The following is a 16078-nucleotide window of genomic DNA, read 5'->3' as shown; positions in this document are numbered from 1 at the left end:
CACTGGGCGTCAGTCAACGACACACCCAGACCAACGATCCGATGATCTGAAAGAAACGGCCTAGCGGCAACCGGCACGACGTCACCCAGCTCGTCCCGCTCTTGGACGCGATTCCACGCATCCGGGGCCGGCGCGGCCGTCCCCGCCACAAGCCGAAGCGCCTGTACGCCGACCGAGGCTACGACTTCCGCAAGTACCGCCGACTCCTATGGGTCCGCGGCATCGTCCCGAAGATCGCCCGACGCGGTGCCCCGCACGGCTCCGGGCTGGGCAAGACCCGTTGGGTGGTAGAGAGAACCCTTGCGTGGCTGCACCAGTTCAAGCGCCTGCGCATCGGCTACGAGATACGCGCCGACCTCCACCAGGGACTCCTTCAACTCGCTTGCGCCATTATCTGCTTGAGACAGCTACGCACCGCATTCTGAAACGATCAGTCAGAGTCGGCGGCACATCGCGCGAAGGCCCTCATGCTTGTCCGCCCGCCATCGGCAGTTGCCTCTCGGTCGTCGTACGCCCGGCCCGGCCGTCACTCCACCAGGACGGCCGGGCCGGGAATGAGTACCTGTACTCGGACGGCTACAGGACTCGTCGCCGGAAACACCGCCGCCCACCCATGTACGGAAAACTGAGCGCGGCAGGTTATTGACGAGGAGAGAAGAAAACAACTCAGGGCCCTGACTCAAGAAGATGTGACACGGCAGGAGGAATCAGCATCGGGTTCACGCCGATCTGGTCAGGGTAGACGTCGAAATTGATCGTAGGAGCTGTTTCGGCATAGGTGTTTACGGCGTAATCAGACAGGAGATCTCGGCCTAGCCTGTCGAGATCTTTGGAGGGAATTGAAAGGATGTAATCCTTCGTTTTGAAATTCCGTAGCGAGCGATCGTACCAATCGTTCCAGGTGGTGGAGGGGTGGGTTGGTTCGATAGCTTTCCATGGGCATAGATTCGTGACACCCGCAGCATAGGACCTGTTGATGGTGAGGGCGCTCCAGTGCTGGATCGCGAAATAATAGTGAGGAGCAAGAGTCGGACTGTAATGAGCTTTGAGCGTACCCATGTGGAGAGCTGACGAAAATGGCGTCTTATTCAGGGATACGGTTCTATTCCGTCTGCCGTCCCAGTAGGTGAAAGAGGGATTGAATCCCGAGTCGCAGGATGTGACTGCGTACGCTACGACCTGGTTGCGTGAATCCGTCACGGCGTCGACCCAGTATTCACTACGTGGCTGAAAGGAGTTTTGAGTGAGGTTTCCCAGGCCAGTCTTGCCGAGCGAGACCTGGATGGACGGCCGGCCCAACAGTTCCTCGAATTTTGCAAGGGTGTAACCGGCGTGAAGCTTGGCGAGCTTCGCAGACTCGCCAGCCTGCCAGTTGAAGTGCTGCTGATACCAGCGCCCGCCGGTGACATATGCGGTAATAAAAGTACTCACTGCAGTAACGGCGCTACTGACATAGAGCAGAACGACCAGGGCCAGATTGCGTTCGGTCAGGTTTTTGAAACGTTCGCCGAATGTCAATGCCCTGCCTTGCTTATGCTCACCATCGGTGCCGGTCATAGGGCATGAATACCTCACCGTGGTGTCGCATGCCAGCAGAAACACGCTGAACGTGACGAGCGGATCGGTAACGCTAATCGGCGCTCGGTGCCCGCTCCGGCCCGTTGGCCACCCGTATGGAAACTCACACACCTTTGCGGGTACAGTCCAATGGTCTAGATGATCAGAGGGCAGACACGGTCACGCGGCAGCCAGTCGGCGCGGAGCCTGCCTGTTCGAGACACCCAGGACTGGCACTCGAGACGCCGACGGGCAGGGGCAGACCAGTCCGCTCGGTGAGCAAGTGGATTCTCGAACCCTACTTGCCCCAGTCCACAGGTTTCGGGTCTGTCGGATCCTCCTTTGCAGGGCCCGCAGACCCTGGTTTTCCGGAACCCCTTTGCCTCCAATCGCTGTGGCTCGGCACCGGTCAGGCAGAAGGGCTACAACAGCTGACGTCGGCAGGCACGGGGGGCAGAGGAGCCGCACGGCACGCGCAGGTGTGCGCGGATCACCGTGCGGTCTGCTCCGTACTCATCACCCTTCAGTAGCTCCGCGGCCAGGTTCTGTCTCTTTGGTCAGCGCCGTGCCCAGATGAGGATGGCGGCGAGGTGGAGCGCGGCCAGATCCGCGAGGGACCCAACCCCTGAGCGAATTGTTGTTCGGCAGACGTGACGGGCTTCGAGCAAGGCGTGCCGGTCAGCAGACGCGCGGCGGACTCCGTGCGGAGAGCACCGCACTGGCGGCACGGCCGAGCGGCCCGCAGTTCTTCACGGACCACCTGAAGGGGAACGGAGACGTGCTGGTGGTCGAAGGGATCGCGGATGCATACGTCACCCCATCCCGGCGCTGCCAAGCACGGTCGGAGCAGACGGGTCTGTGCAGTCGGCGGGTCCGCCCGCACGGCTGCTTCGTTCTCACAGCTGCGCGCGCTCTCACCGTGCCTGCGTACCGCGTACGCAGATGCCCGCGACCGTACCCGTGCGGTTCGGTGCACGCTCCACCGGAGCGGCAGGGCTTTGGCACTGGCCAAGCTCCCCCGTCGTCGCCGGCTTTACTTCACTGGGGCAGCATCAAGACGGCTGCCGCCTGCGGCTCTTGCCTCCTACCGTGGGCGGTCATGAGCACGCAGGCCGTATGCTGCCAGCGTCCGGCGAGCCGCCCGCTGAAGGGAAACCGTTCCACCGTGTTCCAGGAGACCCCTGTCTACGACCGCCTCGTCGCCGAACGCGGCGACATCCCTGTCCAGGTCCGGGGTGAAGCCGACCGGATACGCCGCGACTTGGCACAGGTACTGCCCCGGCCGACAACCTCCCAGCCGGGTGCATCGCAGAACGTCTTCGAGCCCAAACAGTTTCCCGCCGCCCGGTGAACCCGGATTGCGACGAGGAAGCAGGGCGCAGCAGCGGCGGTGTTGAAGGGATACGCCGCACGCTCGGCCCTGATTCCGGGTGAAGACGGCAGGCCATGACCTGCAGGAGCCAGGAGCCAGGAGCCAGGAGCCAGGAGCCAGGAGCCAGGAGTCGGCGGTCGGGCCGCTGGGTTCGGCCGCGATCCGGCCCAGGACGCCGGCCGGGTCTCTGCGGGTGTGCGGGGCAGCGGTGAGGGCGTGTACCCACCGCGTCCAGCAGGTCCTGCGCTGTGGGCTCAAGGTCCACGGCCTGCGGGGGCATTGGGCAGGCGCAGCAGCGTGTCCGCCGCGGACCGCCCGCACGCCGCGGTGACATCCGCCAGCCGTGAGAGCCGCGCCCGGGTCAGTGCCCCGGAGCGCGTGTCCTGTAGCAGCTCCAAGGCCCGTGCTCTGGGCTGGCCCTGGGCGGCCAACGCGTCCGCGAGGACGTCAGGTCGAATTGCGGCGCAGGTAGGGCGGGCTGGGTTGCTCGTCGGGCTCCGAGGGCCCGGCGGCCGGGGGGAAGGAACAGACATCCAGGGACTCGCACTCAACATACCGTGGCCGCGCGGCTGGAACGCGGTATCAGCCCGGACGAGGCCCGCAAGACGAAGCTCGCCGACCATCTGTGCGCCACCGCTGACGAACTCCTCACCTGAGCCCGCAGAACTCGGCGACCCGCTGCCCCGCGCGCGTGGCGGCGGGAAAGTGCGCCGGTCGGCCTTCCCCAGCACCGAGTCGTACACGCTCATGATGGTGCCCGCGTGGTCCGTGTCCGGCAGGGCCAGGCCGACGTCCCACCGCCGCTCCCGGCGCAGGCTCAGCAACTCCCGCGAGCGGTCGGCGGGCAGCTGCCCGTCGGCGCTGCCGTGCACCGGCCGCGCGGGCACGGCGATCACACGTGTGCCGACGAGGCTGTCGACGGGCGGGCGGCCGGTGGTGCGCGCGGGCACGTCGTAGCGGCCCGCCACCGCGACCGCGGCCACGGCCCGCCACCCCGCCACCACGTCGGGGTGAGGGGCGACCCCGGCGGCCGCCCCGCCCCGGCGCCTGAGCGGGTCGAGGGGATCGGCGCGGAGAAGGCCCCGGTCACGTCGCGGAACTCGCGGAACTCGCTGAACAGATCGACCGGCTCGCGGCCGCCGGGTTTTCGATGACCGAGCCAGGCGCCACTGCGCCCCGCCAGGAAGGCGGGGGACGAAGGGCGACGGCGACCCGGGCCCGTTGGCCGGGATGAAGGTCGTGGTCACCGGTGCGATGACCGGCCCTCTCGCGGCCCTCTACCGCAACCAGATGAACGAGCTGATCGAGCGCGCCGGCGACAAGTCGTCGGGCAGCATCTCGAGGAATAACAGCCGGGCAGCGTCTCGAAGAACGCCAGCCTGGTCGTCGCGGGCGAGGGAGCGGGCCCAAGCGCGCGAAAACCGAGTCCCTCCGCGTCCGCCCCCACCCCCGCCGAGTTCGCCGCAATGGGCGCGGAGCTGCTCGGCTGACGGACCCTCAGGCCGCCGCCACCTCATCGGCGATCGTGCGCTCCTCGCCCGCCGGGTGCGTGACGTGGTGGACGAGCGCCGCGAGCAGACCGCCGACCAGCGGCGCGACGATGAACAACCACAGCTGCGACAGCGCGGAACCACCGGCGAACAGGGCCGGGCCGAGGCTGCGCGCCGGATTGACCGATGTGCCGGTCAGCGGGATGCCGATGAGGTGGATGACGGCGAGGGCGATGCCGATCGGCAGGCCGTCGAAGCCGACGACCGCGACCCGGTGCGTCACCCCGAGCACCACGAACACGAGAAGGAAGGTGAGGACGACCTCGGCGAGGAACGCGCCGCCGGTGTTGATGTGCACCGCGGACCGGTCCCCGTAGCCGTTGCTGCCGAAGGCGCCGTCGGTGTGGATGCCGGGCACCTGCTTGGCGAGCAGGAAGAGCAGGGCCGCCCCGGCGATGCCGCCGACGAACTGTGCGATCCAGTAGCCGATCGCGGTGGCCACGTCGATGCGGCGGGCGCACAGCATGCCCAGGGTCACCGCCGGATTGACGTGGCATCCGGAGATCGGTCCGAGCGCGTAGGCGAGTGCGAGCAGCACGAAGCCGAAGGCCAGCGCGATCCCCAGGGTGCCGATGAAGTTGACCCCCAGAACCGCGCAGCCCACGGCGAAGAAGACCAGAAGCAGAGTCCCGAGGAACTCCGACGCCAACGCCCGCGTGCGCATCGCCATCGCCACCACCCTCACCTACGTCGATTTCACTCGTGTCGTAAGGAGAGCCTCGGCCGGAGGGGGTACGCGCGCCCGCCGGAGGGCCGTGATACAGGGCCGAAGGAGTGACGGACGGACCTCGTCGGCCCTGCTTCAGTCGCCTCGTGGCGGCGGCACGTGGGGGCTTCGGCAGCGCGGCCCGTCGAGAGGTGCAGGCGGCTTCGTGGCGGGGCCGCCGATGCGCCCTAGGCGCTCGTCCATGGCGAGGTCGGGTGCTCAGTGGCGACTGCGGGTGCCCGGCCGGATGAGTGCGGGCGGATCCACGAGGACCCGCCGGACGCCTGCTGCTGCCCGCCGAGAGCCACGACGGACCAGCATCTGGTTGACCAGATGACTATTGAATCGGCGACCATCCGTACGAGAAGAAATCACCGGTGACCGGTGGACACAATGGGGGAGGGGAGCGGAGCGAGGGAGACCTTCGATGATCACCGTGGAACACGTTCCCCAGGCGGAAACGGATTACCTGACACAGCTGGAGAAGGCCGCGAAACGCTTCGGCGACCGGACCCCGCAGCGAGAGGAAACCCTCCAGACCCTCGCGAGCCGGGGCGTGCTGTACGCCGACGACCCCAGTCGGGTCCAGAGGCGACTGGCGCGATTGAACGCCGACTGGTCGCTCGCCAAGGCGATCGAACAGCTACCGACGCAGCCCGCCACGACGACCGGCAGTACGTTGGCGCTGTCACCGGATGCGTTCGGTGCCGATCTGCTCGGCCTGGAACGTCTCATGGGACGCAACAACCTCACCGGAGTGGCTTTCCTGGAGGGAGGATACCTGGCCGCCCGGTCGATCGGACGGGTCTCCGTCCGCGCACCGGAGGGCGGACATCACGGCACCGGTTTCATGGTGTCCCCGTCCCTCCTCCTCACCAACAACCACGTACTGCGGAGCCCGGAGGAAGCGGGTCACGCCGTCGTCGAGTTCGATTTCCAGGCGGGCCTGGACGGGCGCCCGCTGGTTCCGGTGACCTTCCGCGTCGATCCCCACGGTTTCTTCGCCACCGACCGTGAGCTGGATTTCACCGTCGTCGCGGTGGCCGAGCGCAACCAGGAGGGCGTGCGGCTCGCCGACTTCGGCTGGCTGCCGCTGGACGGGGCGCAAGGCAAGGTCATCCTCGGGGAATTCGTCAACATCATCCAGCACCCCAACGGCGAGCCGAAGCAACTCGCCCTGCGCGAGAACCAGATTGTCGATCTGCTGGACCGGTTCGTCCACTACGTCACCGACACCGCACCGGGTTCCTCCGGGTCCCCTGTCTTCAACGACCAGTGGGAAGTCGTCGCGCTGCACCACTCGGCCGTGCCGGAGACCGGTCCCGACGGCCTCCCCCTGGCCACTGACGGAACGCCCTGGCGGCCGGGGATGGGCGAGCACCGCCTGGCGTGGAAGGCCAACGAAGGAGTGCGCGTCAGCCGCGTGCTGCAAGCGCTGAGCCGGCTCACGCTGACCGGGAACGCGGCCCGGCTGCGCGACGAACTGTTCCAGCCACCGGATCGGCCGGGCCCCGAGGGCGCGCCGCCGACGACGGCGCAGCCGGGGCCGGACGGACTCGTGCCGGACGGTTCCGCACCGCCCGCCTCCGGCACCACCGTCGGCATCATCGTGCCGCTCCGGATCACCGTGGGTGTCGACGTGCCGGCGCCCGGACAGCGCGGCCCCGATCGGTTCGTCGGTCCGCGGGTGACCGCGGTGGCCGCCGACGGTGCCGTCCCCGCCCGGCCGGGGCGCGCGGCGGGAAGCTCCGTCGTCGCCGACGCCGTCGCGCAGGACCTGGACGCGGCCCTGCTCAACCTCCGGCTCGGGGAGGCTCGCGCCTACTACATCCGCGACGACGACCGCGCCGCGCGGGACGCCTACTACGCGCACATCGACGCCGACTCGTACGGCGAGCCGCTGCGGCAGGCGCTGACCGCCCTGCTGGAGGAGACCCACGGGCCCCGCCCCTCCTACAAACCGGCGCGCATGCTCTACCCGTGGGTCGACCTCCATCCCGACCGCCTCCTGCGCAGCGTCTACTCGGGGAAGACCTTCACCGCGGAGGAACTCATCCGCGCCGACGCCGCCGCCGAGGCGTCCCGGCTCCGGGGCATGCAGGAGTTCCTGCTGCGGGAGAGCGCCGCGAGCGCGGACGAGCTCGCCGAGGAACTGGACACCCTGGAGGCGTCGTTGCCGTTCAACTGCGAGCACGTCGTCCCGCAGTCCTGGTTCGCCAAGCGGGAGCCCATGCGCGGTGACCTGCACCATCTGTTCGCGTGCGAACCGGCGTGCAACAGCTTCCGCGGCAACTACCCCTACATGGACTTCCCCGGCTTCGAGGAGGCCGTGCGGGACGACTGCGGCATGCGCGAGAAGAGCGGGTTCGAACCGGAGCACAGCAAGGGAGCCGTCGCCAGAGCGACCCTGTACTTCCTGCTGCGGTACCCCGGCCTCGTCGGGGACAGGGCGCGGGAGTTCCCCGAGGAGCGGCTGCCCATCCTTCTGGAGTGGCACGAGTGCGAACCCGTGACCGAGTACGAGTTGCACCGCAACGCGGCCATCGCGGGGATACAGGGGAACCGCAACCCCTTGATAGACCACCCCGAGTGGGCTCGGAGCATCGACTTCTCCGGCGTCTGGCCCTGAAGGACCGTGAAGGACCGTGAGGGACCGCCAGCGGGGTCCGGCCGGCGGTCACACTCCCGTCGCCCCCCGGTTTTCGGTCGTCCCTCGGTTTAGGTTCCCCGTCGTCCCCCGGTCCGGGTCGTCACCGGTCCGTCGTCCCCGTCGGTCCGTCGTCACCGGTCCGGCGGCTCGGGCGGTGGCAGGCGGACGGTGCGCGCCCGTTCGACGGCCTCCACGCCGTCCACCGCCCGCAGCAGCGGGATCCGGTCCTCGGCGATGGTGCCGGCGGCCGTGCCGATGAGCGGCTGCTCACTCGTCACGGTGAGTCCGACGGCCCGTGCCGCACCGATCGTCTCGGCGAATCGCCCGGGGTCGTCGACGGACAGGATGACGTCCACCCGCGGAGATTCGGTCACGGAGTCTGTCCCAGACCCGCACCGACGCCCGCAGGGGGCTGCGCGAGCCGGTACGCGCCGGAGAGCAGGCGCTTCTTCAGTTCGGACGCCGTGGCCTCCGGCGCCCCCTGGGCCAGCAGCGCGACGATACCCGCGATGTGCGGGGTGGCCATGCTGGTCCCGCTGATCGTGTTGTAGACCTGAGGCATCGGCCAGGCGGAGCGCACATCGACCCCGGGCGCCGCGATATTGATCTCGGCACCGACGAGACCTTGGCCCCGGCAGGAGAACGGTGCTACGTCCAGCGCCTTGCCCAGAGCCGCGACAGCCAGGATCGACGGGCAGTTGGCCGGGTGGTTGACCGGCCCGCCGTCGTTGCCCGCCGCCGCGACGATCAGCGTGCCCGCGGTGATGACCCGCTTGGCGAGGCTCTCGAAGACCGGTGAGAACAGCTGCCCCGGGCTGACCGGGGCGCCCAGTGACATGGAGATCACCTTCGCGCCCTGGGAGAGCGCCCAGGCGATCCCCGCGAGGATCTGGCCGTCGCTTCCGCTGCCCTGGTTGCTGAGCACCTTGCCCGCCAGGATCTGCGCCTCGGGGGCGACGCCGTAGCGCGGCCGGTGCTGCGGCTCCGCCGGCCCCGCCGCCGTGCCGATGCAGTGGGTGCCGTGGCCGTTGCCGTCCTGCACGGACTGCCCCTGCACGAAGGACGCGGTTCCGGTGATGTGCGCGGAGAGGTCGGGGTGTCCGGTGTCCACTCCGGTGTCGAGCACCGCCACCCTGACGCCCTGCCCCGTCAGGGGGGAATGGTTGGCCCGTACCGCCTGCAGGCCCCACGTGTGCTCGGTTTCGTCCCAGGCCGGGCCCAGCGAGGCAGCCATCGCCGCCGTGGTGTGCCGCTCCAGGACGTCCTCGTCGCTGCGGTACGTGGGGTAGTACCCCTTCACCTCCCGTGTACGATCCGTGATCGTTGAAATGTAGACCAGGCGCTCGGGCTCCGCGGCGATGACCGCCGGTTCCTCCTGAGCGGCCGTCACCAGCGCCTCGCGCTGGTCCGGTGCCACGTCGACGACGGCGACGCCCAGCTCCGGGAAGAGCGCGTTCACGTCCGGCGCCTCGAAGACGCGCACGGCGTTCTCCACCTCGGCACCACGCACCGGTTCCGCGCTCGCGATGCCGGCCTGGGAACGCAGCGCCGCCATGCCGCGCTCCTCTTCCTGGCAGTCGAGGAGTACGAGGTACTTCCCCGTGTAGGCGTTCTCACGCTTGAGGACGCTCTGGTCGTAGAGTCCGAACTGCCCGTCGCCCCCACGGCGGTCGAATGATTCGTTCGTCATGGTGTCTCCGCTCCGACTCCCCCCGTGCATACGGTGACCGCCCCGCCGCACGCCCGAGACACCTTCAATGAGCGGACACCGCGCGTCCGGCCGTACGGTGAGTCGGCGCGTCCGAGCCTGCTGTGTCGCCTTTCCTTCCACCCTCGTGCCGACCACGGCCATACGCAACTCGTCCGGAGCAACCCCGTACCCACAGCCGGGCAGGCCGGCCCGGTTGCGGGGCATTCCGGACGTAGTAGCCTGAAATCGCCCGGCACTGCCCGACCTGGAGGTAGGCCATGCTTCTCCGACTGTTGCGGCGTCGTCTGCCGTGCGAACTCGTCCTTCTGGGCAACGGCCGTCTGATCCGGGGTTTCAGCGGCGGCATGTACGACGGTCACGGCTACCTGTCCTGACCTGATCGACGCGGCGGCCCCGATCCTGGAGGAAGACTGGTGGCGGAGGATACCGACGCGTTGCTGGCCGTGACCCGGCTGCTCTCACCGCACTGCAGGGTCACCAGGCTGTCCGACGGAGTCCTCATCGCCGACTGGAAGCGGACGCGTTTCCTCGGGATGTCGACGGCGGACCTGCGGGAATTCACCGACGCGGGCTCCGGGAAACGCGGCGAACTCGTCACCGGCCTGGTTCGTGCGGGCTGTGTGCCGGGCCGCGGCAAACGATCGTCGGACGCCTCGGTCGGCCTGTGGCTTCGCGGCGTTCACCTGCTGATCCAGGGCATCGGGTTCGGACGGGCCTTGCGGCTCCTCTCCGTGATCGCCCCCGAGTACACCCGCGCGGACCCCGCCCCGGCCGAGGAGGTCGCCCGGCTGAAGAGGGCGGTGCAGTCGTACGGCCGCGGCAGCTGGTTCGTGGACGACGACTGCAAGACCGAGGCCGTGACCGCCTTCGTCCTGCTGCGCCGACAGGGCTGGAAGGCGGTGCTCCACGTCGGCGTGCGCGAGCGCCCGTTCGCCCTGCACACCTGGACGTCCGCGGCCGGCCTGTGCATCCCCGACGCGGACCCGCGCGGCCACGCTTTCGCCCCGGTGCTCACCATCGACGGCGGAGGGCGGTGACGTGCGGGCTCTCCTCCTGGAGTGGGTCGCCGGCGCACCGAGGCTCTCGGTGTCCGCGGCCCTGGCCGGGCGGGGACTGGTGACGACGGTGGCCTCCCCGGCCGGCACCGCGGTGGTCGTCGGCTGGGCCGGCTCGGCCCGGGACCGTACGGCGGGCGCGCGCCGCCTGCTCGACGCCTTCGCCCGGCCGGGACCGTGGCCGCGGCTGCCGACCGGCGACTACGCGGCCGTCCTGGTGTGCCGCGACCGCGTCCTGCTGATGAGGGACGGGCAGGCACGCGTCCCCCTGTTCTTCCGGGAACACGGCGGCCGGGTGGACGCGGTCAGCACCTCGGCGCGCCGCCTGGGCGAGGGAGCGGAGCCGGACCGCCGCTACTTCTGCTGGTACCTGACCGGTGCCACCGCGCAACCGCACTGGGAATCCACCCCCTTCCACGGCGTGCGCCGGGTCCTCGGCGGCGAGGTGGTGGAACTCTCGCCCACCGGGCGGCTACGCTGCCGCGCACCGCGAGGCGCCCGCCAGGCGTACGAACCGCCGGCCCCGGAAACGGACCCCCTCGACCTCGGCGGTGCCGCGCGGGACCTGCGCCGCGCGCTGGAGCACGCCGTCGCACGCCGTCTGGGCAGGGTCACGGCCTGCCACGTCTCCGGCGGCACCGACTCCACCAGCGTCGCCCTGCTCGCCGCACGCCTGCTCGCCGCGGAACCGGACGAGCCGGGAGGCCTCGTCCTGCTCGCCGGACGCTTCGGCACCGGGGAACTGGCCGGCGAGCAGCCGTACGTGGACGAGGCGGTGGAAAGAATCCGTCTGCACGCCCCCGACGCCCGCCTGGTGAGCGTCGACGCCGACGACGTCTGCGACTTCGACGACTTCGAGCACCATGCCGGAGACGCCGACGAGCCGCATGCCCACGCCTTCCGGGCGCCGTTCTGGAGCAGGCTGCACAGCGCCGCGGCGGGAATGGGCTGTGATGTGCTCCTGACCGGCTGCGGGGCCGATCCGGTCGCGGACGCCAACCCGCTGCACCTGCACAGGCTGGCCCGCACGGGACGGCTGCGGCAGATGACGCGGCAGGCACGGGCCTGGGCCGCGGGCGGTGAGCGGGGCCTGCGGGACGTCGTGGTCACCAACGTCGTACGGCCGGCCCTGCCGCTGGCGACCGAACGGGTCACCCTGGCCCTGAGCGGCCGGGGAACCGTACTCGGCGGCGTCGGCGGCTTCTCCCGCCCCCCGTGGTTGCGGCGCGGGTTCGCGCGGGCGCACGGCTACCGTGAGGCCGGCATCGCCGAGGCCCGCTTCGTGTACGGGCGCCGGCCGGAGGAGTCCCTCTACGACGCGGCCAACTACCTGGCCGCACCCGACCCGCTGTCCTGGCGCCGTGCGCGGCAGGACGGCTTCCTCCTCTCGCACCCCTTCCTCGACCCGGAGGTCATCGCCACGATGCGCCGCCTGCCCGCCGAGGCGGCGCCGCGTCCGGGCCGTCCGAAAGCGGTTCTGCGCGAGGCGATGGCGGATCTGCTCCCGGAGCGGATCCGCGGCCGGACCGCCAAGATCCCTTTCGACCAGTTGTACGCGCGCGGGCTGCGGACACACGGCGACGACCTCATCGACTTCTGCCGCTGTGCGAGGCATCCGCTGGTCACGGAGATGTTCGACGTGGAGACGCTCTGCCGGGCCGTGCGGGAGGCCCGCCTCGGCCTGGGGGACGCCTACGCCTGCGACCGCGTGAACAGCGCCCTCGCCCTCGTCGTGTGGCTGGACGGACTCGGCCGGCGCGACCTCACGGACGACGCGACCGTACCGGTCACCGCTTCTTGATGTCCCACAACGTCAACTCGTACGGACCCGTCGCCGCCCTGCCGATCCCGTACCGCGTCACCAGCTCACGGCTCTCCCCCGCGGACAGGACGCGGGCCTCGTCGTCCTGCCGCGCGATGTTCTCCATCAGTTCGACGCCGTGCGCGCCGAAGCGCCAGTAGACGGTGACCCAGCGGGGATCGCGTGTGTGATCGTCGAGCGCGTTGTTCTCGTACACCCTGCCGCGGTAGACGACGGCGTCGCGCCCCCCTTGCGTCACCCAGCCGGGCACGTCGGCACCGGTCCAGGAGTAGCCCATCCGCTGCAGCGTGTCCAGGCCGAGCCGGTCCTTGCGCGCGAAGCTCGCGGTGGCGTAGAAGGTCAGCTGGTCGTACGGGGTGTCCATGGGCAGTTGTACGACGGTGTGGGTGAGTATCTTCTCGCCCGGCTCGATCCACTGCCCGGCGGACAGCCATGGCTGTGCCGCCAGCAACTGGCCGCGCTGGTGGATCTCCCGCCGGGAGAGCGGGTGCAACTCCTGATCGGCCTTGCTCCACTGCTCGGCGTCGTCGCGCCACTGCTCGTGCAGCCGGTCCTTCGGGCTCAGCGGCACCTTCTCGCCCATGGTGTGGAACTCGGTGCCGAGCATGTAGAAACCCACGTCGGCATGGTTCTCCAGCTTGATGTCGACCGGCACGGCGAACGCCTTCCGGTCCGAGCGGATCACGGCCTTCCCCACGGACATGGCGATGAGCGGCTTGGCCCCGCGCTGGGACGGCTGGAAAAGGTGCTCGTAACCGAAATTGGCCGCCGCGAGAGCCGCGGAGGCGATCACCGCCGCCGCCAGCCGTCTGGGGCCGGGAATGGAGATCCTCGCCCGGTACACCAGGACGACCGCGCACACGGAACCGGCGGCGAGCAGGCTCCACAACGTCAGATAGAGAGTGCTGTCACCGTCCTTCCACGTCTCGACCAGCAGCATGAGGTTGGCCACGAGCGCCGCGAACGCGCCGAGCAGTGCCACCGAGCCGGAGTAGGGGAAGCTGTTGTGGAACCAATAGTCCACCACGGCTCCGGCGCCCAGAAGCGTGATGACCCCGAGGAGGACGAGGGCGGCGCCGGTGATGCGGCCCGGATAGGTCAAGGCCTCGCTGATGTCCTGGAAGCCGAAAAAGCCCAGCAGCGCGGTCGTCGGGACGAGCACCGCCAGGATCAGGACCATCACCAGCGGTGACCGTCCTGTGCTGGTCGGCGTGTGCAGCGCCCTCAGCCATGAGCGGAGGCCGAACCCGTGGGAGGCCTTCACACGATCACCTCCGCAGGCAGGCGGTTCGCGACCCACCGACGGCGACCACGACCGGACACACACCCGAGCCAACCCGCGAGAGTGAGCCGGCCGGCCACCCGTCCGCGCCCACCGGACCCACGAAGCGTCTCCTTCGACCGTCGTCGGGGCACACCGGTGACCTCTCGCCGTGTGGGGGGCTGGAGCACCATTGTCCGCAGCGCCCGGTCCGATCACCATCGGACTGCCTCCGGACGGATGAGCCGGTGACGACAGGTCCAAGGCGGCACCACCGCGTCGTCGGTGGCGCCGCCTTCACGCTTTCTGCCCGGGCTAGTACTCCAGTGCGGTTTTGTGATCTATGCGGTGGAGGGGGTGGAGATCCGTCGTCGGTAATGGCTCCGGCGAGCTGTGGCCTGATGGAGCCTGCGCCAGGTCGACCAGGCCAGCAGCTTGTTCAGGGTGGTGAGTGGGATCAGCAGTGCCCCGAGCAGGTGGCGGATCTCAGGAACGGTCAGGCTGATCGGTTCGCTGCTTTGAGCGGGGCGGTTCGGCTCGGCCTGTCTGGTCGGCCTTGCGTCGGCAGCCAGGACGGTGAGGAAGACCAGCGCGAGCATGGCCAGGGTGGTGTGTCGGTGCCATGCGGTCCAGTGGCGGACCTGGTAGTGGTCCATTCCGACCTGGCCCTCCGCCGCCTGGAAGCACTCTTCGTTGCACCACCTGGTGCCGGCGACCCGGACCAGCTCTGGCAGTGGCACTCGCCGTGGGGTCCAGCAGAGGTAGAAGGCGAGTTCGTCGCTGGTGGGGTTGCGGCGGATCAGTAGGTGGCGGTGACCGTCGGCGCCGATGTCGATCCGGGCCCAGTCGTAGTAGCGGGGTCCCTTCGCTCCGGCTCCGGCAAAGCGCCGGAGTAGGTGATCCCGGCGTCCAGCGCAGCCTCGATCATCCGCCCGGCCAGGGCGGGCTTGCTTGGTCGCGAACTCCACGTGGTCGGGGACGCCGGCCCGGGCCCGGCGCTCGCCGTCCTGGCACCAGGCTTGCTCTGGCAGATACAGACGGCGGTCTATCAAGGCACGCCCGTGACGGGAGGCGTAGGCGAGGAACACGCCGACCTGGCTGTTCTCGATCCGTCCGGCGGTTCCGGTGTATTGCCGCTGGACCCCGGCCGAACCGCGGCCCTTCTTCAAAAATTCGGTCTCGTCGACGATCAGCACGCCGTCGTCGGCGCCGAGGTGCTCGACGATGTAGGCACGGACATCATCGCGGACCGTCGGCACTCCAGTGCGCGGTTCGTAGCAGGCGCCGCATCGGCCCAGAGCGGGCGTGGCCAGCCTGCTCGGCCAGCCGCCAGCAGTTCTTCCGCTCGATGCCGGAGAGTAGTCCGAACAGGTAGGCGCGAGCCGTCGCCCTCGGCTGGACCCGGCGGAACCGGCCGGCGATCCTCGACATGGCCTGGTCGAACATCGCCCGCCAACGGGCTGCATCTATGCTGTGGCCCGCGGCCACCGCACGATCTTCAAGAGTCCACACAACCCTTGATCATCTCGCGGTGGCCGCGCTCAACCGCCGTAGTACTCACCGTCGTCGCCCTGCACCCGACCCCCCAAGAGCCTGGCAAGCTCGCACATCTTGGCGATCAACACGTCGCTCGGGTGCTTGGCGCTGACCAGGCCCTGGTCCCAGTGCAGCGCCTCGATCCCGTCCTCCCGTTCCGACCGCGTCGTCATCAAAGCCGAGGAAAAGGCATCGGCAGGCCAGCCATCGGGGATGGGCTGCATGACCAGATCGGGATCGGCGGCAACAACGGACTCCCACTCCTGCCGACTGATCTCAGAGCCCTCCTCGTCCCACCAGTCGTCACGCCGCGTGATGTGCAGTTCATACCCCATGCACAGCACCGTACGAGGAAGCACCGACAGAGCCGCCGATCACGAAACCACACTGGAGTATTAGCCGATTCCCGCACGGCCGCCGCCCGGACGACTGCGGTGGCACAGTGTCCCGTGACTGCCGCCTGCACCGAAGCCGCTCCGGTCGCGGCGTGGAAAACCCGACCGTCCTGGATGATGCTGGCCGGCGCCGACCCGGCCCAGGAGGTGCGGACCGCGGCGGTGGAGTACGTGGCTCAGCAGGTCAGGGTGTCTGCGGAGGTGTGGGCGGACTATGACTGGCAGAGCGAGGCGGTCCAGAGGCGTCGGGGCGGGATCCGGGTGGCGTACGGGTTCGGGGTGAACGCCGAGTAGGGCCAGGATCGGGTGGCCGTGTGGCTGGCCATCGAGCTGTGTCCGGTGGGGCTGTTCCGTGACCGGTTCGCGGCGGCTGTGGTGGCCTGGTGCCGCAACGACCACGTCGAGTCGTCGGCGTCGGGGCTGGGTGTATTCGCAGTTGAAGGGCTGTCTGGTCTTCGAAGTT

The 16078-nt window shown here is 69.3% G+C and carries 11 protein-coding genes and 2 pseudogenes; 6 read left to right on the top strand and 7 right to left on the bottom strand.

Features of this window, described 5'->3' with window-relative positions:
• Nucleotides 1-68 precede the first annotated feature (68 nt).
• A pseudogene (locus tag ABD350_RS35680) lies at nucleotides 69-425 on the top strand (transposase); the annotation flags it as partial.
• A gap of 241 nt (nucleotides 426-666) precedes the next feature.
• Here the strand turns inward: ABD350_RS35680 and ABD350_RS35675 are convergent.
• Nucleotides 667-1557, bottom strand: coding sequence for an ETEC_3214 domain-containing protein (locus ABD350_RS35675; protein ID WP_344353264.1), 891 nt, complete (start codon nucleotides 1555-1557; stop codon nucleotides 667-669).
• Nucleotides 1558-2722: 1165 nt separating this feature from the next.
• Between ABD350_RS35675 and ABD350_RS35670 the strand changes: the two genes are divergently transcribed.
• Complete coding sequence (locus tag ABD350_RS35670) at nucleotides 2723-2908, top strand: hypothetical protein (protein ID WP_344353267.1); 186 nt, start codon at nucleotides 2723-2725, stop codon at nucleotides 2906-2908.
• A gap of 1518 nt (nucleotides 2909-4426) precedes the next feature.
• On the opposite strand, the gene ABD350_RS35660 is transcribed toward ABD350_RS35670, so the two are convergent.
• Nucleotides 4427-5143, bottom strand: coding sequence for an MIP family channel protein (locus tag ABD350_RS35660; protein WP_344353265.1), 717 nt, complete (start codon nucleotides 5141-5143; stop codon nucleotides 4427-4429).
• A 469-nt stretch (nucleotides 5144-5612) separates the two neighbouring features.
• Here ABD350_RS35660 and ABD350_RS35655 point away from each other — a divergent pair, with 469 nt between their 5' ends.
• Nucleotides 5613-7814 (top strand): endonuclease, encoded by a 2202-nt coding sequence (locus tag ABD350_RS35655; protein ID WP_344353262.1) that lies wholly within the window; start codon nucleotides 5613-5615, stop codon nucleotides 7812-7814.
• A gap of 152 nt (nucleotides 7815-7966) precedes the next feature.
• On the opposite strand, the gene ABD350_RS35650 is transcribed toward ABD350_RS35655, so the two are convergent.
• Complete coding sequence (locus ABD350_RS35650; protein ID WP_344353260.1) at nucleotides 7967-8209, bottom strand: hypothetical protein; 243 nt, start codon at nucleotides 8207-8209, stop codon at nucleotides 7967-7969.
• Nucleotides 8206-9525 carry a S8 family serine peptidase gene (locus ABD350_RS35645; RefSeq protein ID WP_344353258.1) on the bottom strand — a complete coding sequence of 440 codons (1320 nt, stop codon included), beginning with the start codon at nucleotides 9523-9525 and terminating at the stop codon, nucleotides 8206-8208. The genes ABD350_RS35650 and ABD350_RS35645 overlap by 4 nt, the downstream gene beginning before the upstream one ends.
• A gap of 434 nt (nucleotides 9526-9959) precedes the next feature.
• Here ABD350_RS35645 and ABD350_RS35640 point away from each other — a divergent pair, with 434 nt between their 5' ends.
• Both ABD350_RS35640 and ABD350_RS35635 read left to right on the top strand, forming a co-directional pair.
• A complete protein-coding gene (locus ABD350_RS35640; protein WP_344353256.1) occupies nucleotides 9960-10583 on the top strand; it encodes a lasso peptide biosynthesis B2 protein in 624 nt (207 codons plus the stop codon).
• 1 nt (nucleotide 10584) lies between these two features.
• Nucleotides 10585-12402 (top strand): asparagine synthase-related protein, encoded by a 1818-nt coding sequence (locus tag ABD350_RS35635; RefSeq protein WP_344353254.1) that lies wholly within the window; start codon nucleotides 10585-10587, stop codon nucleotides 12400-12402.
• Here the strand turns inward: ABD350_RS35635 and ABD350_RS35630 are convergent.
• The 3 genes and pseudogenes from ABD350_RS35630 to ABD350_RS35620 form a co-directional block, all read right to left on the bottom strand.
• Nucleotides 12389-13687: a hypothetical protein gene (locus ABD350_RS35630; protein ID WP_344353252.1), complete on the bottom strand. Its 1299-nt coding sequence runs from the start codon at nucleotides 13685-13687 to the stop codon at nucleotides 12389-12391. The two genes, ABD350_RS35635 and ABD350_RS35630, sit on opposite strands and share 14 nt — an antisense overlap.
• Nucleotides 13688-14238: 551 nt before the next feature.
• Nucleotides 14239-15130 (bottom strand): annotated as a pseudogene (locus ABD350_RS35625) (IS701 family transposase); the annotation flags it as partial.
• 95 nt (nucleotides 15131-15225) lie between these two features.
• Complete coding sequence (locus ABD350_RS35620; protein ID WP_344353250.1) at nucleotides 15226-15555, bottom strand: hypothetical protein; 330 nt, start codon at nucleotides 15553-15555, stop codon at nucleotides 15226-15228.
• Between the two features lie 114 nt (nucleotides 15556-15669).
• Here ABD350_RS35620 and ABD350_RS38115 point away from each other — a divergent pair, with 114 nt between their 5' ends.
• Nucleotides 15670-15909, top strand: coding sequence for a hypothetical protein (locus tag ABD350_RS38115; RefSeq protein WP_382467064.1), 240 nt, complete (start codon nucleotides 15670-15672; stop codon nucleotides 15907-15909).
• The last annotated feature ends 169 nt before the right edge of the window (nucleotides 15910-16078 follow it).

The sequence above is a fragment of the Streptomyces nogalater genome, from assembly GCF_039532885.1.
GTDB classification, from domain to species: Bacteria; Actinomycetota; Actinomycetes; order Streptomycetales; family Streptomycetaceae; genus Streptomyces; species Streptomyces nogalater.
This window is presented reverse-complemented; position numbering and strand designations above follow the sequence as displayed.